The sequence below is a fragment of the Williamsia sp. genome (assembly GCF_016462415.1).
Taxonomy (GTDB): Bacteria; Actinomycetota; Actinomycetes; order Mycobacteriales; family Mycobacteriaceae; genus Williamsia_A.
In genome coordinates this window covers 53,362-79,856 of the sequence record NZ_JAEMTF010000012.1, presented here as the reverse complement: position 1 = coordinate 79,856, position 26,495 = coordinate 53,362, and the positions used below count along the sequence as shown (strand labels likewise).

Sequence of the window (26,495 nt, the reverse complement as noted above, 5' to 3'; positions counted from 1 at the left end):
GCCCAGTCGACGTCCGCAACCGCCCAGTCGACGGGGTTACGTGCCCAACTGACGGCTCAGTAGGCCTTGGGCAGAGGCATCGAGCGATCGGCGAGCACCTGACGCAGCCGACTCGGGTAGTCGGTGATGATCCCGTCGGCCCCGGCATCGATCTGCGCGTTCATCACGTCGGTGTCGTTGATGGTCCACGGGATGACCGTGAAACCTGCCGAGTGCGCGCGATCGACGAAGCCCTTGTCGGCGATGAGCTTGAAACCGGCGTCCTTGGTCGTCTGGCCGTAGGGAACCGAGTAGCCGGGCGAGAGGACCTGCACCCCGAGCTGCTTGGCACCGGCGATCACGTCGCCACCGACCGCGTCGTAGTCCACCGACCCGGTCCACTGCGACTTCGACTTCCACGTGGTCTCGTCCCACAGCGCGACCAGCGGGATCGACGGATCGGCGGCCCGCACGAGCGGCAGGGTCCGCCAGTCGAAGCTCTGGATGTCGACGAGGTCGGTCTTGCCCGCCGCCTTGATCGCACCGAGCATCACGTCGACGTACTGCTGCGGCGTCGCCGATTCGCTGCGCTTCTCGCCCTCGATCTTGGTCTCGATGTTGTAGTGCACCCGCGCGTTGTACTTGTCCGCCAGCGCGAACAGCTGCGGCAACAGCGCGATCTTGTTGCCCTCGACGACCTTCGCGTCCGGGAAGCCCTCGAGCTTCTTGCCGCAGGTCAGCGTCTCGATCTGCTTGTAGGTCAGGTCGTGGACCACCTTGCCGACGTACGGGAACTGCCGATCTCCCGGCGTGGCGGCCGCGGTGTCGGAGCACTTCGTCGGGTCGATCGTGGGGTCGTGCCAGATGATCGGCTGCAGGTCCTTGGTGAGCACGATGTCGAGCTCGAGGGTGTCGACGCCCAGCTTCAGCGCCTGCTCGAACCCGTACAGCGACTCCTCGGTGTGCTCACCGCGTCCGCCACGGTGCGCCTGCAGATCGAAGGCGCGGGCGGACCCGGAGGCCGAACTCGACGAGTCGGACGCGGCGGACGAGGAATCCGAGCCGCACGCGGCGAGGCCGACGGCGGCAGCCGCGGCGGCGGTGAGCAGGGCGGCGCTGCGGAACAGGCGAGAAGAGGTCACGAAGATCCAAACTATGGGGGTCGTGGCGTGCAGGGCCAGCTCAGCCCGGGGTGTTCATCGAGTGTTAATGCCTGCGGACTCAGGCGTTGACCGGCGCGAGGACATCGACCACATCGCACAGCGCCACCCTGGTCACTGCCATCACGTCGTCCTCGGCGTCGGCGAGCGCGCCCACCACGGCGCCGTCCTCGACGGCCATCAGCTGGGCGATGCGCGCGGGACTGCCGACGCGGCCGGACTTCTCCAACACCTCGCCGTGCAGACCGGCCAGCAGCTTGCGCCGGTTCGCCAGCACCGGTCGCAGTCGCGGGAAGCGGGCGCACAGCACGACCATCTCGAAGCGGGTCGTGAGTTCGTCGCGGGTCGTGCAATCGCCGACGAAGACGTCCGCCAGCGCCTCTGCCGTGGCCTCACCGCCGCGACGACGACGCGTCAACAACTCCGACCGCAGCCGGATCGCCTCCTCGTCGTGATGACACGTGAAGGTGACCGCTTCGACGATCAGATCCTCGAGCGACTCGAAGTAGTACGTCGTCGACGCGAGGGGCAGTCCGGCACGTTCGGCGACCGCCCGGTGCCGAACGGCATCAAACCCACCCTCCAGCAAGAGTTCTCCGGCGGCGGAGATCAGTCGCGCCCGCCGTCGCAATCCCTTGGGCGTGGCTGCCGACGTCATCGGCTCATCGTGCCAAAGCACACACGACCTCAGACTTGTTTTGCGCAAATCTGCTCCAGGACGATCACCAATCGGTTCGGGGTGTGAGCAGCGCGGTCAGAGCCGGACGACGGGACCGAGCAACTCGATCCCACGCTCGATGTCGGCCGCACTGCCCGCGAAGCTGAGTCGGACCGTGCGGTGTCCGGTGCGGGTGTCGAAATCCGCGCCCGGGGCCATCGCCACCCCGGTCTCGGTCAGCACCCGCGCACACCACCCCAGGGAGTCGTCGGTCACCGCACCCACGTCGGCGTAGACGTAGAAGGCCCCGTCCGGTGGGGCGATGTCGTCGATCCCCAGACTCGTCAGACCGTCGAGCAGGACGGCCCGGTTCGCGGCGTACCGGGCGACGTGGGAGTCGCACTCGGCGATCGACTCCTCGTCGAAGGCCGCGATCGCCGCGATCTGAGACACCGCGGGCGGGCAGATCGTCAGATTCGCGGTCAGTCGCTCTACGCCCCGGAGGTATCGACGCGGCACCAACATCCAGCCGAGGCGCCACCCCGTCATCGAGAAGTATTTCGACACCGACCCCATCACCACCGACTCACGCGATGTCGCCCACGCGCACGAGGTCGGCCGGTCCGGGCTGCCGTACTCGATCCCGTGGTAGATCTCGTCGGAGATCAGCAGGGTGCCGTGCGCATCGCACCAGCGGGCGAGGTCGGCCAACTCCGCCGGGGTCAGGATCGTCCCGGTGGGGTTGGCCGGGCTGGCCACGATGAGCCCTGCGGGAGGTTCGTCGAGCGCGTCGAGCATGGCCGGGGTCGGGACGAACCGCGACTCCGGGCCGCAGTCGAGTTCGACGACCTCGCACCCCAGGGCGGTCAGCGCGTTGCGGTAGGCGGGGTAGCCCGGCCGTGCCATCGCGACGCGGTCCCCCACATCGAACGCGGCGAGGAAGATCAACGTGAACGCACCGGACGACCCGGTGGTGACGACGACGTCGGTCGCGTCGACGGCCAGTCCGTACCGGCGTCGGTAGAGATCGGCGATGGCCTCACGCAACGGCGTCAGACCGAGCGACTCGGTGTAGCCGAGCAGGTCGGAGTCGAGGGCGGAATGCACCGCGCGCAGTACCGGCGCCGGCGCCGGCGTGGACGGTTGCCCGGCCGCGAACGAGACCACCTCGAGCCCCGTTGCGCGTCGCGCGGCACTCGCAGCCAGCACGTCCATCACGTGGAACATCGCCACGTCCGATCGCCGCGATCCCTCCGCTGCCGCCATCCGTCGAGCGTAGTGGCCCACGCCGCGGCGGCGAGAAAGGGCGCCCACGTCGCGATTCATCGGTCGGCGGCCGCACCGGTACCCTGTGGGTTCGATGGCCAGGGGGCGCACACACCAGGGATTCGGGGGACGACGATGACGGGGCTCGATCTGTGACGAGCAGGTTCAACCGTCGCGCGCTGTTCCGAGCCGGCGCCGGTCTCTCCGCACTCGGTGCGCTGGCCGCGTGCGCCGGCGAACCGGCCACGGGATTGCCTCCGCGGCAACGATTGCAGGCGCGTGCACAGGACGAGGTCGTCCCCGAGAGCACGACCAGCGCGGCCGTCGTCCCCGGCGATCCCGCCCTGATCACCGGCAGTTTCCGCTCCGTCGCCATGCGTGGTCGCGACACCCGTTGGGTCGTCGCGCGACCGCCGGGTGTCACCGGCGACATCCCCGTCGTGGTGATCCTGCACGCGTTGAACTCCGACGAGCGCACCGCCTTCGACAGCAGCCTGCAGATGCACCGGTATCTGGCCCAGTCGGTCGCCGGCGGAACCGCACCGTTCGCCCTCGCGGCCGTCGACGCGGCACGGTCGTACTTCCATCCGCGGGTCGACGGCACCGACAGCGGAGCCATGGTGATCAACGAGTTCCTGCCGATGCTCACCGACAACCGTTCGCTCGGTCTGCGTACCGACCGCATCGGCCTCTACGGCTGGTCGATGGGCGGTTACGGCGCGCTGCGACTCGGGGCCATCATGGGCCCGTCGCGGGTGGCCGGTATCGCGGCTAGTTCGCCTGCGCTGTGGGGCGACCCACGCAATTTCCCGCCCCGCGCCTTCGACAACCCGGCGGATTACCAGGCCAATTCACTCTTCGGCCAGCAGGCCGCGCTGACGAAGATCCCGCTGCTCATCAACATCGGGTCGAGCGACCAGTTCTACCTCTACACCCGTCAGTGGATGGCGGGGCTGCATCCGGCCGCGGCCTTCTCCACCTCGCCCGGTGGTCACAACAACCGGTACTGGCGCAGCGTACTGCCCGACCAGATGGCGTTCCTGGGCCGCAGTCTCGCCGCCTGATGTTCCCGTCGACGATGGTCAGGGGATGGTGATGCGCCCCTCGAGGGCAGCGAGTCCGATGTCGGAACGGTGGTGTGCGCCCGCCAGTTTCACCGCCGCGATGCGCTCGTAGGCCTGGGCCCGCGCTGCCGCGAGGTCAGCGCCCGTGCCCACGACACTCAGCACCCGTCCCCCACTGGAGACGACGGATCCGTCGGAGCCGCGCGCGGTACCCGCGTGCAGCACCCCGTCGGCCTCGCTGCCGGTGATCACGTCACCCTTACGCGGCGTACCGGGGTAGTTCTCGGCCGCGACGACGACGGTGACCGCCGATCCCGCACGCCAGCGCAACGGTTCGAGGTCGGCGAGGGTGCCGGTCGCGGTCGCCGACAGCACCCGTCCCAGCGGGGATTCCAGCAGTGACAGCACGGCCTGGGTCTCGGGATCGCCGAAGCGACAGTTGAACTCGACGACCGCCGGCCCGTCGGCGCCGATGGCGAGCCCGGCGTAGAGCAGGCCGCTGAACGGTATACCGCGCGATTCCATCTCTGCCGCAACGGGTCTGACGACCTCGTCGACGATGCGATCAACCATGCCGTCGGGCAACCAGGGCAGCGGTGTGTAGGCGCCCATGCCGCCGGTGTTGGGGCCCTTGTCGTCGTCACCGACTCGTTTGTGGTCCTGCGCGGGCAGCAACGGGACCACCTCGGTGCCGTCGACGAGACAGAACAGGGACACCTCGGGTCCGTCCAGGAACGACTCCAGCAGGACCGGGTGCCCGTCTTCGAGCAGATCGGCGGCGTGCACACGGGCCGCGGCCCGATCGGTGGTGACCACGACGCCCTTGCCCGCGGCCAGCCCGTCGTCCTTGACGACCCAGGTGGGGCCGAACCGGTCCAGCGCCGCGTCGAGACGAGCCGGGTTGTCGACGATCTCGCTGTGCGCGGTGCGAACGTTCGCCGCGGCCATCACGTCCTTGGCGAACGCCTTCGAGCCCTCGATCCGCGCGGCCTGGGCGCCGGGACCGAATGTCGCGAAGCCCGCGTCCCGCAGGGCGTCGGCGACACCGAGGACCAGGGGCACCTCGGGTCCGATGACCACGAGGTCGGCCTCGACCTCACGCGCCAGGGCGATGACGGCGTCGGCGGAGGCGATGTCGACCGCGTGGTTGGTGGCCAGCGATTCCGTGCCCGCGTTACCAGGAGCGACGTGCAGCGCCGTGACCTCCGGATCGTTCGACAGCCCCACGAGCAGCGCGTGTTCGCGGCCGCCCGATCCGATCACCAGTGTTCGCACGGGGCCACACTCTACTAGCAGCGGCGCCCCGTCAGGACAGGCTGTGTTCCAGCCGTTCCAGGGCCACCGCGCGATGCTTCGTGCCGACGACCTCGTCGAGGATCACCACGGCGACGGGCGCGGCGGCCGTGACCACCAGGGCGTAGACCACCGACAATCCCGCCGCGGCGAGGAACACCGACCCGACGAGGACCGCGAGCGCCGCCACCGTCAGCGCCAGGTTCAGCACGTCGAACTCGACGAGGTAGGTGTACATCGCGGCGATCGACACGATGTAGATGCCGAGGGGGACGGCGACGCACGCCACTGCGGCCGCGGCCGAGATGTGCGACTCGTGTTCGAGATAGAGCGCCGCCACGTGTAACCCCGCACCGACCGCGGCGATGGACATGAAGACGATGATGTGCGCGTACCCCCACCCGAAACATTTGGCGCGCCGCAGTTCCAACGCCTCGCCGGTGGGCACCACGAAGTAGATCCACCACATCGCGAAGGTGGCCGCGGTCCCGGCCAACCCGAGCACGGCCGTCTCCAGGGTCCACCCCTGGGCGTGGACCACCGCCTGCAGCGCGACCACCGTGCCGACGATGCCCTCACCCAGGGTGATGATCGCCAGCAGCCCGTAGCGCTCGGCGATGTGGTGCGGATGCCACGGTGTGTCCGGCTCGGAGTTGAGCCGCTCGGCGATGAACGGTCCGGACAGTTCCACCCCGACCAGCACGAGGGTCGCGACGAGTGTGGGGATCAGCGACGTGTTCACCACGATGAGAACGATCCAGCCGACCTGCGCGACGAGGATGGCCAGCGCGTAGGTGAGGCAGGTCCGTCGGTACTCCGTGCTCTGTAGCGCGGCTCGGATCCACTGGAACATCATCGCCACGCGCATGACCACGTAACCGAGGACGGCGACCCGGTTGTCGATGTGCTCCCCCTCCGCGACAGAGGTGAAGACCGGCTCGATGCCCAGCGCGAGGATGAGGACACCACCCATCTGCACCATCGTCACGACGCGGAACACCCAGTCGTCGGTGTCGAAGGCCGAGGCGAACCACGAGAAGTTGATCCACGCCCAGATACTGGAGAACGTCGCGAACAGGAAGCCGATGATCGCGGTCTTGTAGTCGCCGTCGGCGAGATAGTGCGCCACCTGCGTGCCCGCCAACGAGAACGCGACGACGAAGGTCAGGTCGAAGAACAGTTCCAGATTCGTTGCGGTGCGGCCCTCTTCGTCCCGCGCGCGGCCGGTCATCTTCGCGGCGCGATGGCTCAGGACCTTTGCTCCACCGCTACCGGGGTCTGAAGTCATTGCGAAATAGTACGTATTGCCCGTTCCCTGCGTGCGGCACCGGCACCCGTTAGGTTGGGTAAATGGCCGCCGTCGTGCCCTACCCTCCGACCGTTCCCCATGAAACCGGCATGCTCGACGTCGGCGACGGCAACCTCGTCTACTGGGAGACCTGCGGCAACCCGGACGGTAAGCCGGTGTTGCTGGTACACGGAGGTCCGGGTAGCGGCTACCCGCCGGGCGGGGGACGCACGTTCGATCCGCAGCGGTACCGCATCGTCATCTTCGACCAGCGTGGAAGCGGGCGGAGTCTCCCCCACGCCAGTGATCCGGCGACGTCGCTGGAAGCCAACACGACATGGCACCTCGTCGCCGACATGGAGCTCATTCGCGAACATCTCGGGATCGAGCGATGGATGCTGCAGGGCGGATCATGGGGGTCGACGCTGACCTTGGCGTACGCGCAAACACATCCAGAGCGCGTGTCAGAGATCCTCCTGGTCGCGGTCACAACCTCGAGTCGCCGCGAACTCGACTGGCTCTACCGGGGCGTGGCCAGATTCTTCCCCGAGGAGTGGGATCGATTCCGCGCCGGCGCCGGCGTCGGCGAGCATCGTCCCGCAACCGAACGGCAGGACCTCGTGGCCACGTACGCGCGACTCGTGAACGATCCCGACATCGAGGTCCGTACCGCGGCGGTCGATGCCTGGTGTCGCTGGGAGGACACTGTTCTCTCCCTGGAACCACGTCCCAAGTCGAATCCGTTCGGTGATCGACCGTCGGACGCACGTGTCGCCCTGGTGCGGATCTGTAGTCACTTCTTCGCGAATGCGGCGTGGCTCGACGAAGGAGTCCTCATCCGCGAGGCCCACCGACTCGCGGGCATCCCCGGTGTGTTGGTCCACGGCCGCCTCGACTTCAGCTGTCCCGCCGAAACCGCCTATGACCTGGCCCGCGCGTGGCCCGGCTCGGAGTTGTTCATCACCGACGACGGCGGCCACACCGGGTCGACACAGATCGGGCGGCGTCTCCTCGAAGCCGCAGACCGCTTCGCGCGCACCTGATCACGCCTCAGTCGGACACTCGGGCGACGAAAGCAGCCAGATTGGTGTGCACTCGTTCGATCTTGGCCTCGACGTCGAGGTCCTCGCGGTACTGCTTACCCAAGGCCGGGGTCTTCTTCCCGCGCGCGTAGAGGGAGCAGGCGAGATCGGTGCACATGTATGTCCCGACCGAATTGCCTTTCCGTCCCGCGTCGCCGGACCTGCTCGCCGTCATCAGCGAGACCCCGCCGGACGGGTGCGTGGTCAGGCAGATCTTGCACATCTGGGCGCGCCTGGACCCACCGGTCTCGTGCCGCAGGGCCAGCCCGACGAGTCCGTCCCCGTCCGGGGCGACGAGGTAGCAGCGTCCGGCGTACGTCGGATCGGTCCATCCGAGGAAATCGAGCTCGTCCCACGGGCGCGTGTCGAGATCACGGGGGATGACGATGCGCTTGGCCTCGCCCTTGGTGCAGTTGACGAACGACGACCTGATGTCGGCTTCGGTGACGGGATGCATGGACTCACTCTTCGTTGATCGTCGGTCGGGCTCGGCGAGTGACGCTACGCGCGGGTCAGCGCGACGTACAACGAGTTTTCCGCGCCCGACGACAACGCGACGACCGCCGGATCGGGGGTCCGACGGCCGTCGCTGCCGTGACTCAGCCCTTGGGCTGGGTCAGGTCGTAGAGCGTCACCGAACCGACCGTCTTCTCGGTGTAGTTCGCGGTGACCCACTCCCTGATCTGGGTGGCCGTGCCCTCGGCGTTCATCCCGCCACCCATCATCCCGCCGCCGATGAAGTAGTGGATCTTGCCCTGACGGACGTACTCCTGGAACTGCGCGAGCGTCGGCGACGGATCGCTGCCGTTGAACCCGCCGATCGGCATGACCGGATCCTGCGTCGCCAGCTGATACCCCGCCGCCGACATCGCCGTGACGGTGGCCGCCACCCACGTGTACTTGTCGGAGTCGGATTCCAACAGTTCCACCAGTTGCGTCGACGGCGTCGACGCCTGCATGAACCCGCCGGGACCGCCCATGCCGCCGAATCGCTCGGCCAGGGTCGAACCGGTTGAACCCGTTCCGGCGCCCGGCGTCACACCACCCTGTTGACCGCCGCCCTGAGCCATCCCCGGAGGCATCTGACCGCCGAAGCCACCGGGTGCCTGACCACCGGGTGTCTGGCCTCCTTGTGCCTGGCCACCGAACCCGCCCGGTCCGAAGCCGCCGCGCATCCCGCCACGACGACCGCCCATACCGCCGGGACCGAAGCCGCCCTGCGACGGTCCGGCCGAGACGATCGGTCCGTTCTTCGCGGTCGTCACGGTGTCCAGGGCGTACGCCGTCGGACCGGCGAGGCCCATCACGATCGCGACCGCGGCCGCGATGGCAGCAACCCTCGGCCACTTCGGCACCACCAGCGCGACGGCGGCGACCACGGCGAGGACCACGACCACCCACCGCAGCCACGGCAGAAAGTCCGAGGATCGGTTGAGCAGGAAGAACGACATCGCGCCGGTCACCAGGACGGCGACCGCGAGCACGATCCGCACCCACGTGATGTGACGACCCTTCCAGCACATGACACCGCCGGCCCCGATGAGCGCGGCGATGGCGGGTGCCAGTGCGACGGTGTAATACGCGTGGAAGATGCCGGACATGAAGCTGAAGACAGCCGTCGTGGTGAGCAGCCACAGCATCCAGACGCTGATGAGCGCCCGGTGGATGTTGGTTCGAGACGACCTGCCGCACAACACCAGTGCCGCAACGCCGAGGATGAGCGCGGTGGGGATGAGCCAGGCGATCTGACCGCCCTGCTCGGGCTGGAACATGCGGAACACGCCGGTGTCACCCCAGATGCCGCCGCGTCCGCCCGGCCCGCCCATGCCGCCGGGTGCCTGACCACCGAACCCCGTGGCCGCCTCGGCTGCACCGGACCGGTTGCCGCCACCGGGAACGACGCTGCCGGTCTCGTTTCCGGTGAGTCTGCCGAATCCGTTGTAGCCGAACGTCAACTCCAGGATCGAGTTGTTCTGCGAGCCGCCGATGAAGGGCCGGGAGTCCTTGGGCCAGAACGTCACGGCCAGTACCCACCAACCCGCGCTGACCAACATGGCGGCGAGGGCGGCGAGCAGATGTCCGAACCGCTTGATCCAGGTGTGCTGTCCGAACGCGAGATAGGTGATCGCCAACGGCGGGATCACCAGGAACACCTGCAGCTGCTTGGTGAGGAACCCGATACCCACCAGCACGCCGGTGAGCACCATCCACCGGATCCGGCCGTCCTCGATCCCCTTCAGGGTCGCCCAGACGGCGGCGATCATCAGCAGCACCAGGAGTGCGTCGGGGTTGTTGAAGCGGAACATCAACGTGGCCACGGGTGTCAGCGCCAGCGCGGCGCCGGCCAACAGGCCCGCGGAGACCCCGAGGTACTTCTTGACGATCAGGTAGAGCAACGCCACCGACGCGACCCCCATCAGCACCTGCGGAACCAGGATCGACCAGGAGTTGAGCCCGAAGATGCGCACGGAGATCCCCGGGATCCACAGCGAGACCGGCGGTTTGTCGACGGTGATGGAGTTGCCCGCGTCGGAGGAACCGAAGAACCACGCCTTCCACGACTGCGACCCGGCCTGGATCGCCGCCGAGTAGAAGGAGTTGGCGTAGCCGTTGATGCTCAGATTCCACAGGTAGAGCACGGCAGTGGCGGTGAGCAGTATGCCGAGCCCCCACCGGTCCGGACGGGGAACCGCCCATCGGCGCCTCCCATCGTCGGATGGGGAGACGCCGGTGGGTGTGTCGAGAACGGATGTCACGCTGCGGCCTCCATGCCTGCGTCGTCGGATCGGGCCTGGCTCGCCGAGCCGTGGGCGTTGCGGAACACCCATCGGAAGGCGACGAATCGGGTCAGGGTGGCAACGAGGTTCGCCACGACGAGGACGAGGAGTTCGATGTGCTTCGAGGCGCCCGGGAAACCGGCCTCCAGGGCGAGCAGGGATCCTGCGGTGATCGCCCATCCGAACAGGAACACCGCGATGCCCTGCATGTGGTGCCGGGCGGCGCCCTCGCGCCCCTTGACCCCGAAGGTGAACGCGCGGTTGGCGGCGGTGTTGAACACCGCGGTGATGAGCAGCGCCGCGAAGTTCGCGAACTGGGCGCCGAGCATCGAGTGGAGCACGAGATAGAGCACCGCGTAGGCCACCGTGGAGATGACCCCGATGACGCCGAATCGGACCAGCTGACCGACCATGCCGTGCGGCACCCCGGTGAGTTGCGGATCGTCGAAGCGATTGCGTCCCAGGCTGCGTCGCAGCTCGACCACAGGGAGATCGCCGTTGGCCAGGGCGCGGGCGACGCGCCAGCATCCCTTGAGATCCTCGGTCGCGGTCTTGACGATGTCGACGCTGCTGTTGGGGTCGTCGACCCAGTCGACCGGCACCTCGGCGATCCGAAGTCCGATGCGCTCGGCGAGCACCAACAGCTCGGTGTCGAAGAACCAACCGGTGTCCTCGACGTAGGGCAGCAGCGCGTGCGCGACGTCGGCGCGCATCGCCTTGAAACCGCACTGCGCGTCCGAGAACTTGGCCCCCATCGTGGTGCGCAGGATCAAGTTGTAACTGCGCGAGATGAATTCGCGCTTCGCGCCACGCACGACGCGTGAGGACCGCGACAGCCGGGATCCGATGGCGACATCGGAGTGTCCCGACAGCAGGGGCGCCACCAGCGGCATCAGCGCGTTGAGGTCGGTCGACAGATCGACGTCGCAGTACGCGACGACGGTGGCGTCACTCATGCTCCACGTCGCGTTGACCGCACGACCGCGGCCCTTCTGCGCCAGGTGCACGACGCGCACGTGCTCCATGGTCTGCGCGAGCTCGACGCCGACGGCGAGGGTGCTGTCGGTGCTCGCGTTGTCGGCGATGGTGATCCGCGCCGAGTAGGGAAAGTTGTTCTTCAGGTGTTCGCCGAGGCGACGAATGCACCCGGCGAGGTCGGCCTCCTCGTTGTAGACCGGCACGACGACATCGAGCTCGGGATGGGCGGCCGTGCCGTCCACGACGACGATCATCTCAGGGGCGTCGGCCGGCTCCGGCATCGCGGGACCGCCCGACCGGTCAACGGTGTCTGTTGTCATGACACAGACTCTGATCCCGCAAGCTGCCGCGTCTCTGCGGCCGACCTGTCAGCTTCCTGTGAGCGAGGGCACCCCTAGTCGGACGTGTGCGCCTCGTGCCCGCCCGCCCGCAGAGCTGCACGAACACGGTTCGCGGCGTCGTCGAGCGACGCCGGATCCGGGTCCTTCTCGGCCAACGCGAGGTCGAAGGTCTCCACCGAGTGCGCCGGGAAGACGTGGATGTGCAGGTGCGGCACCTCGAGGCCGGCGATGAGCAGCCCCATCCGTGGGGCATCGAACGCCTCCCGGGTTGCCTGGCCGATGATCTGCGACACCGACGTCAGGTGGGCGAACACCGCCGGGTCGACCTGTTCCCAGTGGTCGATCTCCTCGCGCGGGACCACGAGCACGTGACCTGCGGTCACCGGGTTGATCGTGAGGAACGCGACGGCCGTGTCGTCCTTCCAGACAAAACGTCCCGGGATGTCGCCGTTGATGATCATGCTGAATACCGAAGCCATGGGGTCGATCGTATTGCGTCGCACAATCGAGCACGGGGCGTGTCAGCGCTCAACCCGCGTGAAACTCACGAACCCGCGTCGGGCAGGAGGCGGGTTCGTGAGTTGAGGGCGGAATCGTGTCCGCCTCACTCCAACCGCGGCAACCGAACCCAGAAGGTGGCTCCGCCGCCGGGGGTGTCCTCGACGCCGACGGTGCCTCCGTGGGCGGCGACGAGCGCGGCCACGATCGACAGCCCGAGCCCACTGCCCCCGGAGCGCTCGTCGCGGTGCCGTGAGCTGTCGCCGCGGTAGAAGCGTTCGAAGACCCGCGCCTGGTCGTCCGGACTCAGCCCGGGACCGGTGTCGGCGACGGCGAGGATCGCGCTGTGTTCGTCGGTGCCGACGCGGACGGTGATCCGCGCGTCGTCGCCGGTGTGTCGGATGGCGTTGGTGATGAGGTTGCTGAGCACCTGCGACAACCGCGGTGCGTCGCCCATCACGGCCGGGATGCCGGGCCCGTCGATCATCTCGACGGAGATGTCGCGGTTCGGCGCGGTGGCCCGCGCGCTGTGCACCGAGTCCGACGCCAGACCGAGCAGGTCGACCTGGGCACGTTCCAGCGGACGCTGCGCGTCGAGCCGGGCGAGCATCAGCAACTCCTCGACCAGTAGCCCCATCCGGCCGGCCTCGTGCTCGATCCGCGACATCAACTGGTCGGGATCGGTCATGGCGCCCTGGCGGTACAGCTCGGAGAAGCCACGGATCGACGTGAGCGGCGTGCGCAGTTCGTGACTCGCGTCGGCGACGAACCGGCGCATCTTGTCCTCGGAACGCCGGGCCTGTTCCTCCGACGCGGCGGTGGTGGCGAAGGCGGCCTGGATCTGGTGCAGCATCACGTTCAACGACGCCGCGAGCCGTCCGACCTCGGTGTTGGCCGGCGACACCGGGACACGCTGGTCGAGGTCGCCGCCGGCGATCGCCTCGGCGGTGACCTCCACGCGTCGCAGCGGGCGGAGGCTGCTGCGCACCAGCAGGTATCCGAGTCCACCGACGACGACGACGACCGCGAGTCCCACACCGAGCTGCAGCCAGGTGAGCCGCTGCACGGTGTCGTCGACATCCGTGAGTTTGATGGCCACCACCGACGTCCCGAACGCATTGACCGTCTTGACGACCCGCCATCGTGCCGAACCGCCGTCGGCGGAGAGCACGGTGGTCGGCCCGGTTCCCTGCGCCGGAAGGCTGTCGAGATCCGGCTCGCCGCCGACGTCGTTGATGACGAATTCGGAACCACCCGTCGGGGTCACGCGCACCCAGTAGGGGGATGGTGGTCGCCGTTCGTCCTGCGGCGGACCGAAGCGATCGGCGTTCTCCCGCGGTCGGGCCCATGTGTCCGCTGCGCCCACCAGACCGTTGTCGGTGCGGTCGATGAGCCGGTTCTCCATCGCCGACGTCACCGACACCCCCGACACCACGAGCCCGAGCGCGACGAGCACCAGCATCAACCCGACGAGCGACACCCGCAGTGGGATGCCGCGACGATGTCGAGGCGGGGTCGACGGTGGTGCGGTCGTGACCGCCTCCTGATCCGGGCGGGCAGTGGTCATCGGGGTTCGCGCATCACATATCCCACGCCGCGCAGCGTGTGGATCAGGCGTTTGTCCCCGGTGTCGACCTTGCGGCGCAGGTAGGACACGTACGACTCGACGACGTTGACCTCGCCACCGAAGTCGTAGTTCCAGACGTGGTCGAGGATGCGCGGCTTCGACAACACCGTGCCCGCGTTGATCATGAAGTACCGCAGCAGCGTGAACTCCGTCGGCGACAGCGACACCAGTTCGCCGTCCTTCCACACCTCGTGGGTGTCGTCGTCGAGTTCGATGTCGGCGAACGTGATCCGGGTGGGTTCGGCCTTCTGCTCACCGAAACCGTTGCGACGGAGAATGACCCGAAGCCTGGCCACCACCTCTTCCAGGCTGAACGGCTTGGTGACGTAGTCGTCACCGCCGATGGTGAGGCCGTTGATCTTGTCCTCCATCGAGTCGCGAGCGGTGAGGAACAGCGCCGGCGCCTCGATGCCGTCGGCACGCAGACGCCGCAGGAGGCCGAAACCGTCCATCCCGGGCATCATCACGTCGAGGACGAGCGCGTCGGGACGGAAGGTCCGCGCCTTGTCGATCGCGGCCGGACCGCTCGCCGCGGTGGCGACATCGAAGTGCTGGAACTTCAACGACACCGACAGCAGTTCGAGAATGTTGGGCTCGTCGTCGACGACGAGCACCCGGGCACCGGAATCAGTCATGGTGCCACCTTCCGTGTTTACGCTGGGCCACCGCTGAACACTTCCTGGCAGCTCGCTGTGAACTCTCATCGCACCACGTGAGCCGTCAGAAGAGCGTGGGTTCACCGAACCCCGGGACGCTCTCGGCGGCCAGGATCCGCCCCTTGGTCGCCGCTCCGCCGGGTGCCGAGAACCCTCCCACCTCGGTTCCTGCCCCGAGCACGCGGTGACACGGGATGACGACCGGTATGGGGTTGCGGCCCAGCGATCGCCCGACCGCCTGCGCAGCCAGCGGCTGACCGATCCGGGCCGCCACCTGCCCGTAGGTCAGGGTGCGGCCCCGTGGGATGGACCGGGTGACGGCGTAGACGCGTTGATCGAACTCGGGGAGGTCGGAGACGTGGACCACGATCGCCGACAGGTCGACGTCCTCACCGGCGAACAGACGGACGATGGACTCCGCCGCCTCGGCGACGGCCTCCGGTGGGGTCTGCTCGGTCGCGTCGAAACCGCGCAGATAGACGGCGACGTCGTTCGCGTCCGACTCGGGCAACGCGACGGCGACGATGCGGTCCTGGAGATCCCAGGCCAGCCCGCAGATACCCAACGCGGTGTCGAACAGGGTGAAACCGCGGTCGTCGCGGGTCATGCTCGCACCGCCATCACGAGGCGGTGTTCCGCATGAACGGGGCCGGATACCCCGGCTTCGGCCGCACCTCACCGAGCCAGCCGGCCAGGGCGTCGGCACGTGCGGTCAGGTCCTTCGTGGCGCCGCGCGACAGCTTCTCCAGGGGATGCAGCCCGGTCGAGCCGTCCGGCCGGAGGAACCATCCGCCGACGATCCGGCCGTCCCACCAGATGCTCTGACCGCCGTTGCCGTTGCGGTCGAACATCTCCGCCCCGTGCGCACCGAGATACCACCCGCGCTGTTTCCACCCCATGGTCGTGGGGTCGAGTTCGGGCAGGACGGCCCCGGTGGGCGGTACCGGCTCGACGGGGTCGAGATCGTCGGGCAGCAGATATCCGACCTCGAACCGGTCGGTGTCGACCTCGATGTCCACCTCCACCGCGTCGAGCTGCGCCAACGCCGTCCGGACCGCCTTCTTCGTCGATCCCAACCACCACACGATGTCGGTCTCGGTGCCGGGCCCGAAGGATCGCAGCCACCGCTCCACCATGGCCCGATGTCCGGATTCGGGATCGACGAGCGGGAGCTCGGCACCCAGCCAGCGCGGCATCGACGACCAGCGGGGGCGCGAGACGTGCCAGCCTGCGGTGTTGGGTCCGCGGACGATGTCGCCGGCCGCGCTCATCATGTTGAGCACCCGCGGCCCCATCGGGGACGACCCACCCCAGGTGTCGAGCGGGCCGGAGACGATGACGCCGTCGAGTTCCGGCAGGCGCTTGCGGAGTTCCGACGACGACGCGAGGGTGCCGTCGGACAGTTCGGTGGCGACGGCGGAGCGTGCGGCCTCGATCCAGCCCTCGGGGTCCGGGAAATCAGTGCTGCGGCGCAGATCGCGCAGCATGTTGGTCCGTTCGCTCGCCGCGACCCGCGGACCGACGGCGCTGACCGCATCGGCGAGGGTCGCACGATCCACGACGAACACGGTGCGACGCATCGCCAGCTGTTTGACCAGCGACCGCGACTCGTAGAGCAGGGACTGGAGATCGTCGGGCACGAAACCCGTTGTGCGCGCCCACACCGACATGAACACCGTCGGCGGGCAGGTGGCGTGCAACGCGACGACGGCCTGCGCCACCTCGAGGGCGCCGTCGGCCCGTGCGGTGTCGGTCAACAGGTGCCGTCGCAGCATGCGAGCGCGTCTCTGCGCGGCGGTGACTCGCAACCGGGTGGGCATCGAGGTGCGGGTCAGTTCTGCGGGATGGCCGCGATCGCCTCGATCTCGACGAGCTGACCGTCGTGGGCGAGCACGGTGACACCGATGAGGGTGCCCGCCGGCTTGTGGGCACCGAAGGCCTCGACCACCGCGTCCCAGGCCACCGAGAGGTCGGCCTGCAGACCCTCGGCGACGTAGACGGTCACCTTGGCCACGTCCGAGAGAGAAGCGCCCGCCTCGGACAGGATGGTGGTGAGGTTGAGCATGCATTGGCGTGCCTGGGCCTGTACGTCGCCGGGCCCGAAGGTAGATCCGTCCGCCTCGGTGGGTGCAGCGCCGGCGGTGAAGATGATCGAACCGGGCAACGCCGTTGCGCTGTAGGTGAATCCACCGTCGTAGAGGGTTTCGGAGCCGTTCAGGCGTAACTGCGACATGGGGTCCACCCTACGTCGTTGCCCTCCGCGGACGCCCGCATCCGAGTAGCGTCGAATCGTGTCCCGGATCTCGGGACGCCGCAGCGTCTCCAGCATCGGGCCTGTTCCGCTATCGATGAAGGAGCGCCACATGGCCGCATCCGCACCGGTGATCTTCGTCCACGGCCTCTGGCTGCACTCGTCCACCTGGAAACCCTGGATCGATCTGTTCGTCGCCGAGGGCATCCCCGCGTCCGCACCCGGATGGCCGCGCGAGCACTCCTCGGTGTTCAAGTGCCGCCAACGCGGCGAGGACGTGGTGGGCATGGGCATCGCCGAGGTCGCCACGCACTATGCGCGCATCGCCGCCGAGTTCGACAGCCCGCCGGTGGTGGTCGGTCACTCCCACGGCGGTCTCGTCGCGGAGTACCTGCTCGCCAGGGGACTCGCGTCGGCCGCTGTCGCCATCGACCCGGCCCGTCTGAGTGAGGAACTCCCGCAGCCCATCTCGCAGTTGATCGCCGAGTATCCGGCCATGGCGAACCCGGCCAACCGTGGCCGCGAGGTCAACCTGAACAACCGCCAGTTCCGATCGGTGTTCGGCAACGCCATCAGCGAGGACGAATCGGACAGCCTGTACGAACGATGGACGATCCCCGCGTCCGGGGCCCTCATGTTCGAGACCGAGTTCGCGGGCAGTGAGCCGCCCGCGGCGGACGACCCCGCCCGCGGACCCCTGCTCCTCGTCTCCAGTGGCCGGGGTCAGACCACCGACGACACCGCGCCGACGTCCAGTTTCGAGTCGTATCGCCACGCCGATGCCGTGACCGAGCGACGCACCTTCGCCGACCGGGGACACTCGCTGGTCATCGACAACGACTGGTCCGACGTGGCGAAGTCGGTCCTGGAGTGGGTCGGGGCGCACGGCGGCCGCGGATGACCGAGGAGCAACGCCGCAGCATCGGTCGCAATGACGGTCCCCTCGAGAGCGAACTCGAGGACAGCTTCGAGGTCATCGTCACCGAGGGGGCCGAGCGGCTGCACCGCACCGTCCGGACGGTGATCATCACCGGCCTGTTCGGCGGGATCGAGGTAGCCCTGGGGATCATGGCGATGCTGGCCGTGCTGCACGAGACCGGCAATCACCTGCTCGCCGGCCTGGCGTTCGGCATCGGGCTCATCGCGATCTTCCTGGCGCACAGTGAACTGTTCACCGAGGACTTCCTCATGCCCGTCGCGGCGGTGGTCTCGCGGAACGGATCCGTCGCCCAGCTGGCCAAGTTGTGGGTCGGGACGCTCGCGGCCAACCTCGTCGGTGGGTGGGCGATCATGTGGATCATCACCCGGGCGTTCCCTGAATGGTCCGGGGTGCTGAGCGAATCCGCGCTCCACTTCGTCGACGCACCGCTGGCGTTGCAGTCGATCTGTCTGGCGGTACTCGGTGGGGCCACGATGACCCTGCTGACCCGGATGCAGCAGGGCACGCAGTCCGACGTCGCGAAGATCGTGGCGGCCGTGGGTGCCGCGTTCCTGCTGGCCGGGCTGCAGCTGTTCCATTCGGTCCTGGACTCGCTGATCATCTTCGGCGCCATCCAGACCGGCGCCGAGGTCAGCTATCTCGACTGGCTGAACTGGTTCTGGTACACCACCGCGTTCAACATCATCGGTGGCGTGGTCCTGGTGACGGCGCTGCGACTGCTCCGCACCAAGGAACTCGTCGCGGAGGAACGCGAGCGCTGACGCCCTTCGACCACGACAACAGACCCCGCCGCGACCGAGAACTCATCGCGACGGGGTCTGGTGGAGCGGACGAGATCAGCGCAGGGCGCGGCGGGCGCGCACGGCTCCACTGAGGGTCAACGCGACCACGGCACCGACAACCGCCGAACCCAGCAGCGCGACACCGACACCCAGATCGAAATCCCAGGCGATGAAGCTGATGGAGGTGTGCACCGTGTTCTGCAGGACGAAGACGACGAGCGCGGCGACGAGAACGGTCGCGACGGCGAGCATCAGCTTCGACGCGGCGCCGAAGGTGCGGCGTCCGGAACGGTGGGTGGTGGTCTCGGTGGTGGCGGTGGCCATGGTGATGCCTTCTCTCTGGGGTGATGAAAGTGGATGGGTCAGGGCGGGGCGACGGCGGGTGGCCGGATCGCGGCCCTGCGGGTCGCCGCCGGATGGGCGGCGACCCGACGAGCGTGTGGCGAGCGGCGGATCAAGGGCCGATCAGCTCAGCTTGTCCTTGATGTTCTCGCCGACCTTCTTGGCGCCGGAGACGCCCTGGTCCTTCTTGCCCTCGGCCTCGAGGTCCTTGTTGTCGGTCACGTCACCGACGACCTCCTTGGCCTTGCCGATCGCGTCTTCTGCAGCGTTCTTGGCCTTGTCGACGATTCCCATGATGATTCCTTCCTCAGGTTCCGCGACCGGGGTGCCGCGGTTACATCCAGTGAGTCGTGGACCGACGAAGTTCTGCACTCCACATCCCGCGTGACACCGATCACACAGTGGCGGGCTACCGGTGGATCGGGCCGTTGAGGATCGACAGGGGCCGCGCGGAGGCGTCCGAGCGCACCGCGATGATCTGCGCGGCGATCGACACCGCCGTCTCCTCGGGGGTGCGGGCATCGAGGTCGAGGCCCATCGGGCTGTGCAGACGGGAGAGGTCCTCAGGGGCCACGCCCGCGTCGACGAGGCGCGACCGCCGATCAGCGTGGGTACGACGGGATCCCAGAGCACCGACGTACGCGAACCTGCCGAGGGTGAGGGCCGCCACGATCGTCGGGACGTCGAACTTGTCGTCGTGTGTCATCACCGCGACCACGGTCCGCCCGTCCAGGCGTCCGGCCGCGTGTTCGGCGCGGAGGTAGCGGTCCGGCCAGTCGACCACGACGGCGTCGGCACGCGGAAAGCGTTGCGGTGTTGCGAAAGTGGCGCGGGCGTCGACGACCGTCACCGCGTAGCCGAGCGTCCGGGCGGTGTCGGTGAGCGCGCGGACGAAATCGTTGGCCCCGGCCAGGATCATCCGCGGCGCGGTCGCGAACGACTGCACGAAGACCGGCCGACGGCACCCGGCCGCCTCGTCGCCGTTGTTGACCTCGCTGCCACCGACGATCCCGCTGCGACCGACAGCGAGCAACGCGCGGGAATAGCGATCGACCCGGTTCCACGGCGAATTCGGTTCATACCGCTGCGCGGTCGTCAGCACCGTGCGCAGTGTGGGTGCACCGACGGTGGTCACGAGCGCACACGGCGTGCGTGCGGCGATCCGAGCGCGCAGGTCGAGGAAGACGGAAGGGTCGTCGACGCGTTCGATGAGCACCTCGATCTCGCCGCCACAGGTGAGTCCGACCGCGAACGGGTCGATGTCGGATCCGCCGAAGCGCTCGAACGATGGTTCGCCGGTGGCGATCACGTCGACGGCAGCGGCGACGACCGCCGCCTCGACACACCCGGACGACAACGACCCGACGACGTCTCCGTCGCCGGTCACCACCAGCGCGGAACCCACCGTGCGCGGGGACGATCCGGTGACACCGACGATCCGCGCGAGTGCCACCGGCGATCGGGTGGACCCGACGACGAGGGCGTCGAGGATGTCGAGCATCAAAAGAGATTATCGTGTTCAGCGACAGTGTGATCGGACTCGTGGAGCCTCCTGTCGGGATTGAACCGACGACCTTTCGCTTACAAGGCGAGTGCTCTACCGCTGAGCTAAGGAGGCGTGTGTCTCGTGCGTGAGTATATCGGCCGGATGTTGCGCCCATTGGCGGGCTCCAAACGGGCCACGATCGACACGATCGAGCCGTACACATCGCCGCTGTCACCCCGGCAACCTGTCGATCTCACCGACGACGGCGCGGTCACCGAGGTCCTCGACCTCGCCATCAAGGTCGGGTCGGTGCTGCTCGACTCCGGTACCGGCGCGATCGACACCCAGACCCAGATCCGTTTCGTCGCCGGGATGTTCGGCGTCGAGCGATGCGACGTCGACGTGACCTACAACACGATCATGGCCAGTGCCCGTCGCGGGTCGTCGATGCCGCCGGTCACCGCGATGCGCACGGTGCACTACCGCTCGCTCGACTTCACCCGCCTCGCCCAGGTCGACCGACTCATCCGCAAGATCCGCAGCCTGGCCGTCACCCCGGGCGAGGCCCACCTGGTCATCGACGAGATCATCGCGGCTCCGCACCCCTACGCGCGCTGGGTGGCGACGCTGGCGTGGTCGACGATGGCGGCGGCGCTGTCGGTAACCCTGGGCGGCAACTGGTTGGTCGCGGTGGTCTCGTTTCTCACCACGGCGGTCATCTACCGGCTCAACCAGGCACTCAACCGCCTCGGCACACCGGTGTTCTTCCAGCAGATCGCCGGCGGATTCGTCGCGGTCATCCCGGCGGCGATCGTCTACCAGTATCAGGAGGCACTCGGGGTCGGGATCTCCCCGACCCTGGTCATCGCCGCCGGAGTGATCGTATTGCTGTCCGGACTGTCGCTGGTCGGTTCTGTGCAGGATGCGATCACCGGTGCACCGATCACCGGCGTGGCCCGATTCTTCGAACTGCTCATCCTCACCGGCGGCATCATCGCCGGGGTCAGTGTGGCCATCAAACTGCTGGAGAGCACCGGCATCTATCTGCCGACGATCACCAGCACCACCCAACTGGGCCTCACCGACGCACCGGCCCAGATCCTCGGTGGCGGTATCGCGGCCGGCGCGTACGCGCTGGCCAGCTACGCCGAGAACCGCGCGCTGCCGGTCGCGTTCATGGGCGGACTCATCGGCGCCGCGGTGTCGGCGGGCGCCGCGCTCGCCGGCATCGGCGGGGTCATCGCAGGTGGCATGGCCGCGCTGACCGTCGGGTTCGCCGGTGGTCTGCTGGCCCGCCGTGCACTCACCCCGCCGCTGGTCGTCGCGGTCGCTGGCATCACTCCCCTGCTGCCCGGTCTGGCGGTCTATCGCGGCCTCTACGGCGTCCTCAACGAGCAGACGCTCGACGGGTTCACCGCCATCGCCTCGGCGCTGGGCATCGGTGCGGCGCTCGCCGCGGGCGTCACCCTCGGTGAGTTCATCGCCCGGACCCTGCGCCGCCCGCGCATCCCGTCGCGACCCACCCGCGCGTTGCTCACCGCGCGGTCGGCGCTGCGACCGAAACGGTTCACCCGACCCGACACCGAACCGCAGCCGGTGGCCGATCCGCTGCTCACCGCGATCACCGAGCCGCTCCGGGCACAACCCGAATCGGCGAACCGGGTAAAGTAGAGGTCATGCCAGCGAAGACCACGGACAAGACCGACATTCCCGACGAAGAACTGGCGACGGTCGCAGACGAGACAGCCCGTGCCGCGCGTCGCGTGGTGGCCGCGTTCGCCACCGACGCCGACGAGTGCCGGATGCTGCTGGCCATGCTCGGGATCGCACCCACCGACGAAGCCTGAGTGGTGAGCGAGACCGGAACCGACCTCCAGATCGACCCCGATGAGTTGCACACGGCGGATTTCGTCGTGGTCGCCAACCGTCTCCCGGTCGACAAGGAAACCCTCCCCGACGGCTCGATCCGCTGGAAGCGCAGTCCCGGCGGTCTCGTCACGGCCCTCGAGCCGATCCTGCGGTCACAGACCGGTGCGTGGGTCGGCTGGTCGGGTGTTCCCGACTCGCACGACAACCCCGTCGTCGACGGCCTGCAGCTGATCTCTGTCCCGCTCAGCGCATCGGAGATCAACGAGTACTACGAGGGGTTCTCCAACGCCACCCTGTGGCCGCTCTACCACGACGTCCTGGTCAAGCCGGAGTATCACCGCGAGTGGTGGAACGCCTACGTCGAGGTCAACCGGCGCTTCGCCGAGGCCGCGTCCGCCGCGGCGTCCGAGGGCGCGATGGTCTGGATCCAGGACTACCAGCTGCAGCTCGTCCCGAAGATGCTGCGCATGCTCCGCCCCGATCTCAAGATCGGCTTCTTCCTGCACATCCCGTTCCCGCCGGTCGAGCTGTTCATGCAGCTCCCGTGGCGTACGGAGATCGTCGAGGGATTGCTCGGCGCCGACCTCATCGGTTTCCATCTGCCCGGCGGCGCCCAGAACTTCCTCTACCTCGCGCGCCGACTCGCCGGTCAGGCGACGTCGAAGGGCACCGTCGGGGTGCGCTCGAAGTTCGGTGTCGTCCAGGTCGGTTTCCGACACGTTCGTGTGGGCGCCTTCCCCATCTCCATCGACTCCGGCGCTCTCGACGCCGAGTCGCGGTCGCGCAAGATCCGCGCCCGCGCCGCCCAGATCCGTACCGAGCTGGGCAACCCGTCGACGATCCTGCTGGGCGTCGACCGTCTCGACTACACCAAGGGCATCGACGTCCGCCTGCAGGCGTTGTCGGAGCTGTTGGCCGAGGGGCGCATCGACCCGTCCGACACCGTGATGATCCAGCTGGCCACCCCCAGCCGCGAGCGCGTGGACAGCTACATCCAGATGCGCGCGGGCATCGAGCAGCTCGTCGGCAACATCAACGGCACCTACGGCGAGGTCGCACACCAGGTCGTGCAGTACCTGCATCGCCCGGTCGACCGCGACGAGCTCATCGCCTTCTTCGTCGCCGCCGATGTCATGTTGGTGACGCCACTGCGCGACGGCATGAACCTGGTGGCCAAGGAGTACGTCGCCTGCCGCAGCGACCTCGGGGGCGCGCTGGTGCTCAGCGAGTTCACCGGTGCCGCGGCCGAACTGCGCTCTGCCTACCAGGCCAATCCGTACGACCTCGACGGCGTCAAGGACGCGATCATGGCCGCGGTGGACCAGGACGACGAGGAAGGTCGCCGACGCATGCGGGCGCTGCGCAGGCAGGTCCTCGCGCACGACGTGAGCCGGTGGGCCGAGAGCTTCCTCGGAGCCCTCGGCAGCACCCAGGAGACGACGTCGAGCGCCAACCGCGGCGTCGACATAGTCGAGGAGTGACTCCGTCACGGTCGAGGAGTGAGCGCCCTCACCACCGATCGCCGACAGGGGTCCGCTCGATTGGACGGGTACCTGGTTTCTCGCTCTAGACTCACCGGGTGAGTGCCCAAGATCTAGCACCAGAACTTCGTCGCGCGTTGAAGGACATAGCGCGCACTCCTCGGCTTCTCGTCGCCTCCGACTACGACGGCTGCATGGCCCCGATCGTGTCGCGACCCGAGGACGCCCGACCCAATCCCGATTCGGTCCGGGCGATGCGCGCGATCGCCGACCTCGACTCCACCACCGCCGCGGTCATCTCCGGGCGCGCGCTGCGCGACCTCGCGACGCTGTCGCGCCTGCCCGCCGAGGTCCACCTCGTGGGCAGCCACGGCAGTGAATTCGACATCGGCTTCGTGCACGAGATCAGCCCCGCGGCCAACGAACTGCTGGACACGGTGATCACCGAACTGCGTGCCATCGCCGTCGACTACTCCGGTGTCACCGTCGAGACCAAGCCCGCCAGCACCGCGCTACACGTGCGCAACGCCTCGACGACCGATGCCGACGCCGCCATCCATCGAGTGCGCACCGGGCCCGCGTCGTGGGACGGGGTGCAGGTCACCGAGGGCAAGTCGGTCATCGAACTGGCCGTCATCCGGACCGACAAGGGCCAGGCGCTCGACATCCTCCGCCACCAGGCGGGCGCGGGCGCGGCCATCTTCTTCGGCGACGACGTCACCGACGAGAAGGCCTTCCGCCGGCTGCACGGACCTGATTTCGGGGTCAAGGTCGGCGACGGCGACACCCTCGCCACCTACCGGGTGTCCACCACCGACGACGTCGCGACGGCCCTGGCCTTCCTCTACGAGGAGCGCCGCGCGTGGCTGCGCGGGGAGAACGCCGCCCCGATCGAGCGGTTGTCGATGCTGGCGTCGCCGCGCACCGTCGCGTTGATGACGCCGGACGCCAAGATCTGCTGGATGTGTCATCCCGAGCCCGATTCGGCCGCCGTGTTCGCCAGCCTGCTGGGCACCGTCGACGCAGGCGAGTTCGGTGTCCGACCGTGGGTCGACGACGACCGGCGTCCTCCGCTGCCGCAGAGCCAGCGCTATGTCGACGGCACGATGACGATCCAGACACGTTGGGCCGGGCTCGAGGTCATCGACTACCTGCCGCACGATGTCGCACCGGGCCGTACCGATCTAGTGCGCGTGGTCACCGGCACCGTGCCGACGCTCGTCGAGTTCGCGCCGCGACCGGAGTTCGGTCAGGCCAGCGTCCAGCTCGAGGCCGTCGACGAGGGCCTGCGGGTGCTCGGCTCGAACGAGCCCATCGTGTTGCGGTCGCCGGGGGTCACCTGGCGCATCGACACCGACCGTTTCTACCAGCGCGCGACCGCCGTCGTCGATCCCTCCGACGGGCCGATCGTCCTCGAGTTGCGTTGTGGCACCGACTACATCGGCGAGGAGGAGCGCAGCGAGGAACAGCGTCGTGCACTCACCGAGACCTACTGGAGCGACTGGGTCTCCCGCCTGACGCTGCCCGGTCTCAAGCCCGACCTGATGAAGCGTTCTGCGCTGACGTTGCGCGGACTCGTGCACGCCGATTCCGGGTCGATCATGGCCGCGGCGACGACGTCGCTGCCCGAGGAGATCGGTGGCGTCCGCAACTGGGACTATCGCTACTGCTGGCTGCGCGACGCCGCGATGACCGCGTCGGCGTTGGTGTCGGTGGGGTCGCACGCCGAGGCCGAAGGCTATCTGAACTGGCTCTACCGGGTGTTGGGAACGGTCAACGGCCCCGAATGGCTGCACCCGCTCTACACCCTCGCCGGTGGTGGCCTGCCGCCCGAGGCGATCATCGACTCGCTGCCCGGATACGCGGGCTCGCGGCCGGTCCGGGTCGGCAACGCCGCCAACCAGCAGGTGCAGCTCGACGTGTTCGGCCCGATCGTCGAGCTCATCGGGCACCTCGCCGACGCGCGCGCGGCAGCCGGATCCACGACGCCGCTCACCGACGCCGACTGGGATCTGGTCGCCAACATGGTCTGGGCCGTGGAACGTCGGTGGTTCGAGCCCGATCACGGCATCTGGGAAATCCGCGGCAACCCGCGCCACCACGTGTACTCGAAGGTCATGTGCTGGTTGACCGTCGACCGCGCGCTGAGCATCGGCGCCCGCTTCGGCCGGGAGGTGGAGCCGGGCTGGTCGGTGCTGCGCGACGTGATCGCGGCGCAGGTCCTCGAGCAGGGATGGAACGCCTCGGCCAAGTCGTTCACCGCCGCATACGACGGCATCGACCTCGACGCCGCCACCCTGCACATCGGTTTGTCCGGGCTCATCGACCCGACCGACGAGCGATTCGCTCAGACGGTCAAGGCCACCGAGGCCGAACTACGCAGTGGCGCAACGGTGTACCGCTACCACCACGACGACGGCCTGCCCGGCGGCGAGGGCGGCTTCCACCTGTGTGCCGCCTGGCTCGTGGAGGCCTACCTGCTCATCGGCCGCCGTTCGGACGCCGAGGCGCTGTTCGACCAGCTCGTCAAGGCCGCCGGCCCCACCGGCCTGCTGTCCGAGGAGTACGACCCCGTCGCCGAACGCTCACTGGGCAACCACCCGCAGGCGTACAGCCACATCGGTCTGCTGCGCTGCGCCGCCCTGCTCGGAGCCTGACCGTTCGCTGACATCGTCCG

General features: G+C 68.3%; 25 protein-coding genes and 1 tRNA gene. 8 read left to right on the top strand and 18 right to left on the bottom strand.

The window, feature by feature from the left end; genetic code table 11:
- Window positions 1–56: 56 nt before the first annotated feature.
- The 3 genes from JHC79_RS05360 to JHC79_RS05350 all read right to left on the bottom strand — a co-directional run bounded on the left by JHC79_RS05360 (window position 57) and on the right by JHC79_RS05350 (window position 3,063).
- The gene (locus JHC79_RS05360) at window positions 57–974 is read right to left on the bottom strand and encodes a glycerophosphodiester phosphodiesterase family protein (RefSeq protein WP_296389080.1); all 918 of its coding nucleotides are present in this window, start codon (window positions 972–974) and stop codon (window positions 57–59) included.
- A 226-nt stretch (window positions 975–1,200) separates the two neighbouring features.
- On the bottom strand, window positions 1,201–1,797 hold the full coding sequence (locus JHC79_RS05355; RefSeq protein WP_296389071.1) for a TetR family transcriptional regulator: 597 nt from the start codon (window positions 1,795–1,797) through the stop codon (window positions 1,201–1,203).
- Between the two features lie 96 nt (window positions 1,798–1,893).
- Complete coding sequence (locus JHC79_RS05350) at window positions 1,894–3,063, bottom strand: pyridoxal phosphate-dependent aminotransferase (protein ID WP_296389069.1); 1,170 nt, start codon at window positions 3,061–3,063, stop codon at window positions 1,894–1,896.
- 152 nt (window positions 3,064–3,215) lie between these two features.
- Between JHC79_RS05350 and JHC79_RS05345 the strand changes: the two genes are divergently transcribed.
- Window positions 3,216–4,127 (top strand): alpha/beta hydrolase-fold protein, encoded by a 912-nt coding sequence (locus tag JHC79_RS05345; RefSeq protein ID WP_296389066.1) that lies wholly within the window; start codon window positions 3,216–3,218, stop codon window positions 4,125–4,127.
- An 18-nt stretch (window positions 4,128–4,145) separates the two neighbouring features.
- Here JHC79_RS05345 and purD read toward each other — a convergent pair whose 3' ends face one another.
- Together purD and JHC79_RS05335 are read right to left on the bottom strand one after the other, a co-directional pair.
- Window positions 4,146–5,402, bottom strand: a complete 1,257-nt coding sequence (purD, locus tag JHC79_RS05340) for a phosphoribosylamine--glycine ligase (protein ID WP_296389064.1) — start codon at window positions 5,400–5,402, stop codon at window positions 4,146–4,148.
- A gap of 31 nt (window positions 5,403–5,433) precedes the next feature.
- Window positions 5,434–6,708: a low temperature requirement protein A gene (locus tag JHC79_RS05335; RefSeq protein WP_296389062.1), complete on the bottom strand. Its 1,275-nt coding sequence runs from the start codon at window positions 6,706–6,708 to the stop codon at window positions 5,434–5,436.
- Between the two features lie 62 nt (window positions 6,709–6,770).
- Here JHC79_RS05335 and pip point away from each other — a divergent pair, with 62 nt between their 5' ends.
- Window positions 6,771–7,751 (top strand): prolyl aminopeptidase, encoded by a 981-nt coding sequence (gene pip, locus JHC79_RS05330; protein ID WP_296389061.1) that lies wholly within the window; start codon window positions 6,771–6,773, stop codon window positions 7,749–7,751.
- Window positions 7,752–7,758: 7 nt separating this feature from the next.
- On the opposite strand, the gene JHC79_RS05325 is transcribed toward pip, so the two are convergent.
- From JHC79_RS05325 to JHC79_RS05285, 9 genes are all read right to left on the bottom strand, one after another.
- Entirely contained in the window at window positions 7,759–8,247 is a 489-nt protein-coding gene (locus tag JHC79_RS05325) for an FBP domain-containing protein (RefSeq protein ID WP_296389059.1), read from the bottom strand.
- Window positions 8,248–8,389: 142 nt separating this feature from the next.
- Window positions 8,390–10,546 (bottom strand): glycosyltransferase family 39 protein, encoded by a 2,157-nt coding sequence (locus tag JHC79_RS05320; protein ID WP_296389056.1) that lies wholly within the window; start codon window positions 10,544–10,546, stop codon window positions 8,390–8,392.
- Entirely contained in the window at window positions 10,543–11,799 is a 1,257-nt protein-coding gene (locus tag JHC79_RS05315) for a bifunctional glycosyltransferase family 2/GtrA family protein (protein WP_296389078.1), read from the bottom strand. The genes JHC79_RS05320 and JHC79_RS05315 overlap by 4 nt, the downstream gene beginning before the upstream one ends.
- Window positions 11,800–11,939: 140 nt before the next feature.
- Complete coding sequence (locus JHC79_RS05310) at window positions 11,940–12,365, bottom strand: HIT family protein (RefSeq protein ID WP_296389054.1); 426 nt, start codon at window positions 12,363–12,365, stop codon at window positions 11,940–11,942.
- A gap of 125 nt (window positions 12,366–12,490) precedes the next feature.
- Window positions 12,491–13,951: a HAMP domain-containing sensor histidine kinase gene (locus tag JHC79_RS05305; protein WP_296389053.1), complete on the bottom strand. Its 1,461-nt coding sequence runs from the start codon at window positions 13,949–13,951 to the stop codon at window positions 12,491–12,493.
- Complete coding sequence (locus JHC79_RS05300) at window positions 13,948–14,646, bottom strand: response regulator transcription factor (protein ID WP_296389050.1); 699 nt, start codon at window positions 14,644–14,646, stop codon at window positions 13,948–13,950. The genes JHC79_RS05305 and JHC79_RS05300 overlap by 4 nt, the downstream gene beginning before the upstream one ends.
- An 85-nt stretch (window positions 14,647–14,731) precedes the next feature.
- On the bottom strand, window positions 14,732–15,274 hold the full coding sequence (locus JHC79_RS05295) for a methylated-DNA--[protein]-cysteine S-methyltransferase (protein ID WP_296389048.1): 543 nt from the start codon (window positions 15,272–15,274) through the stop codon (window positions 14,732–14,734).
- A 13-nt stretch (window positions 15,275–15,287) separates the two neighbouring features.
- Window positions 15,288–16,442 (bottom strand): winged helix DNA-binding domain-containing protein, encoded by a 1,155-nt coding sequence (locus tag JHC79_RS05290; RefSeq protein ID WP_296389045.1) that lies wholly within the window; start codon window positions 16,440–16,442, stop codon window positions 15,288–15,290.
- A 56-nt stretch (window positions 16,443–16,498) separates the two neighbouring features.
- Window positions 16,499–16,900 carry a RidA family protein gene (locus tag JHC79_RS05285; RefSeq protein WP_296389043.1) on the bottom strand — a complete coding sequence of 134 codons (402 nt, stop codon included), beginning with the start codon at window positions 16,898–16,900 and terminating at the stop codon, window positions 16,499–16,501.
- 130 nt (window positions 16,901–17,030) lie between these two features.
- On the opposite strand from JHC79_RS05285, the gene JHC79_RS05280 reads away from it, so the two are divergent.
- A complete protein-coding gene (locus tag JHC79_RS05280) occupies window positions 17,031–17,819 on the top strand; it encodes an alpha/beta hydrolase (protein WP_296389041.1) in 789 nt (262 codons plus the stop codon).
- Window positions 17,816–18,619 (top strand): formate/nitrite transporter family protein, encoded by an 804-nt coding sequence (locus JHC79_RS05275; RefSeq protein WP_296389039.1) that lies wholly within the window; start codon window positions 17,816–17,818, stop codon window positions 18,617–18,619. Before JHC79_RS05280 ends, JHC79_RS05275 begins: the two co-directional genes overlap by 4 nt.
- A 75-nt stretch (window positions 18,620–18,694) precedes the next feature.
- Here the strand turns inward: JHC79_RS05275 and JHC79_RS05270 are convergent, their stop codons facing one another.
- The 4 genes from JHC79_RS05270 to JHC79_RS05255 all read right to left on the bottom strand — a co-directional run bounded on the left by JHC79_RS05270 (window position 18,695) and on the right by JHC79_RS05255 (window position 20,600).
- Complete coding sequence (locus JHC79_RS05270) at window positions 18,695–18,964, bottom strand: LapA family protein (protein WP_296389036.1); 270 nt, start codon at window positions 18,962–18,964, stop codon at window positions 18,695–18,697.
- A gap of 141 nt (window positions 18,965–19,105) precedes the next feature.
- Entirely contained in the window at window positions 19,106–19,276 is a 171-nt protein-coding gene (locus JHC79_RS05265) for a CsbD family protein (RefSeq protein ID WP_188485934.1), read from the bottom strand.
- 115 nt (window positions 19,277–19,391) lie between these two features.
- Window positions 19,392–20,483 (bottom strand): XdhC/CoxI family protein, encoded by a 1,092-nt coding sequence (locus JHC79_RS05260; protein ID WP_296389034.1) that lies wholly within the window; start codon window positions 20,481–20,483, stop codon window positions 19,392–19,394.
- 42 nt (window positions 20,484–20,525) lie between these two features.
- A tRNA-Thr gene (locus JHC79_RS05255) sits at window positions 20,526–20,600 on the bottom strand.
- A 9-nt stretch (window positions 20,601–20,609) separates the two neighbouring features.
- Between JHC79_RS05255 and JHC79_RS05250 the strand changes: the two genes are divergently transcribed.
- The 4 genes from JHC79_RS05250 (at window position 20,610) to otsB (ending at window position 26,475) form a co-directional block, all read left to right on the top strand.
- Complete coding sequence (locus JHC79_RS05250; protein ID WP_296389033.1) at window positions 20,610–22,139, top strand: threonine/serine exporter family protein; 1,530 nt, start codon at window positions 20,610–20,612, stop codon at window positions 22,137–22,139.
- Between the two features lie 5 nt (window positions 22,140–22,144).
- Entirely contained in the window at window positions 22,145–22,315 is a 171-nt protein-coding gene (locus JHC79_RS05245) for a hypothetical protein (protein ID WP_188485940.1), read from the top strand.
- Between the two features lie 3 nt (window positions 22,316–22,318).
- Window positions 22,319–23,818 carry a trehalose-6-phosphate synthase gene (locus JHC79_RS05240; protein ID WP_296389030.1) on the top strand — a complete coding sequence of 500 codons (1,500 nt, stop codon included), beginning with the start codon at window positions 22,319–22,321 and terminating at the stop codon, window positions 23,816–23,818.
- 98 nt (window positions 23,819–23,916) lie between these two features.
- Window positions 23,917–26,475, top strand: a complete 2,559-nt coding sequence (gene otsB, locus JHC79_RS05235; protein WP_296389029.1) for a trehalose-phosphatase — start codon at window positions 23,917–23,919, stop codon at window positions 26,473–26,475.
- Window positions 26,476–26,495: the final 20 nt, after the last annotated feature.

Bases quoted from the DNA above. Each gene is read 5' to 3' on its own strand.
- JHC79_RS05245 (WP_188485940.1), top strand. From the start codon at position 22,145: ATGCCAGCGAAGACCACGGACAAGACCGACATTCCCGACGAAGAACTG.
- JHC79_RS05300 (WP_296389050.1), bottom strand. From the start codon at position 14,646: ATGACTGATTCCGGTGCCCGGGTGCTCGTCGTCGACGACGAGCCCAAC.
- JHC79_RS05350 (WP_296389069.1), bottom strand. From the start codon at position 3,063: ATGGCGGCAGCGGAGGGATCGCGGCGATCGGACGTGGCGATGTTCCAC.
- JHC79_RS05285 (WP_296389043.1), bottom strand. From the start codon at position 16,900: ATGTCGCAGTTACGCCTGAACGGCTCCGAAACCCTCTACGACGGTGGA.
- JHC79_RS05280 (WP_296389041.1), top strand. From the start codon at position 17,031: ATGGCCGCATCCGCACCGGTGATCTTCGTCCACGGCCTCTGGCTGCAC.
- JHC79_RS05295 (WP_296389048.1), bottom strand. From the start codon at position 15,274: ATGACCCGCGACGACCGCGGTTTCACCCTGTTCGACACCGCGTTGGGT.
- JHC79_RS05335 (WP_296389062.1), bottom strand. From the start codon at position 6,708: ATGACTTCAGACCCCGGTAGCGGTGGAGCAAAGGTCCTGAGCCATCGC.
- JHC79_RS05310 (WP_296389054.1), bottom strand. From the start codon at position 12,365: ATGGCTTCGGTATTCAGCATGATCATCAACGGCGACATCCCGGGACGT.
- JHC79_RS05265 (WP_188485934.1), bottom strand. From the start codon at position 19,276: ATGGGAATCGTCGACAAGGCCAAGAACGCTGCAGAAGACGCGATCGGC.
- pip (WP_296389061.1), top strand. From the start codon at position 6,771: ATGGCCGCCGTCGTGCCCTACCCTCCGACCGTTCCCCATGAAACCGGC.
- JHC79_RS05260 (WP_296389034.1), bottom strand. From the start codon at position 20,483: ATGCTCGACATCCTCGACGCCCTCGTCGTCGGGTCCACCCGATCGCCG.
- JHC79_RS05315 (WP_296389078.1), bottom strand. From the start codon at position 11,799: ATGATCGTCGTCGTGGACGGCACGGCCGCCCATCCCGAGCTCGATGTC.
- JHC79_RS05290 (WP_296389045.1), bottom strand. From the start codon at position 16,442: ATGCTGCGACGGCACCTGTTGACCGACACCGCACGGGCCGACGGCGCC.
- JHC79_RS05275 (WP_296389039.1), top strand. From the start codon at position 17,816: ATGACCGAGGAGCAACGCCGCAGCATCGGTCGCAATGACGGTCCCCTC.
- JHC79_RS05355 (WP_296389071.1), bottom strand. From the start codon at position 1,797: ATGACGTCGGCAGCCACGCCCAAGGGATTGCGACGGCGGGCGCGACTG.
- JHC79_RS05325 (WP_296389059.1), bottom strand. From the start codon at position 8,247: ATGCATCCCGTCACCGAAGCCGACATCAGGTCGTCGTTCGTCAACTGC.
- JHC79_RS05270 (WP_296389036.1), bottom strand. From the start codon at position 18,964: ATGGCCACCGCCACCACCGAGACCACCACCCACCGTTCCGGACGCCGC.
- JHC79_RS05305 (WP_296389053.1), bottom strand. From the start codon at position 13,951: ATGACCACTGCCCGCCCGGATCAGGAGGCGGTCACGACCGCACCACCG.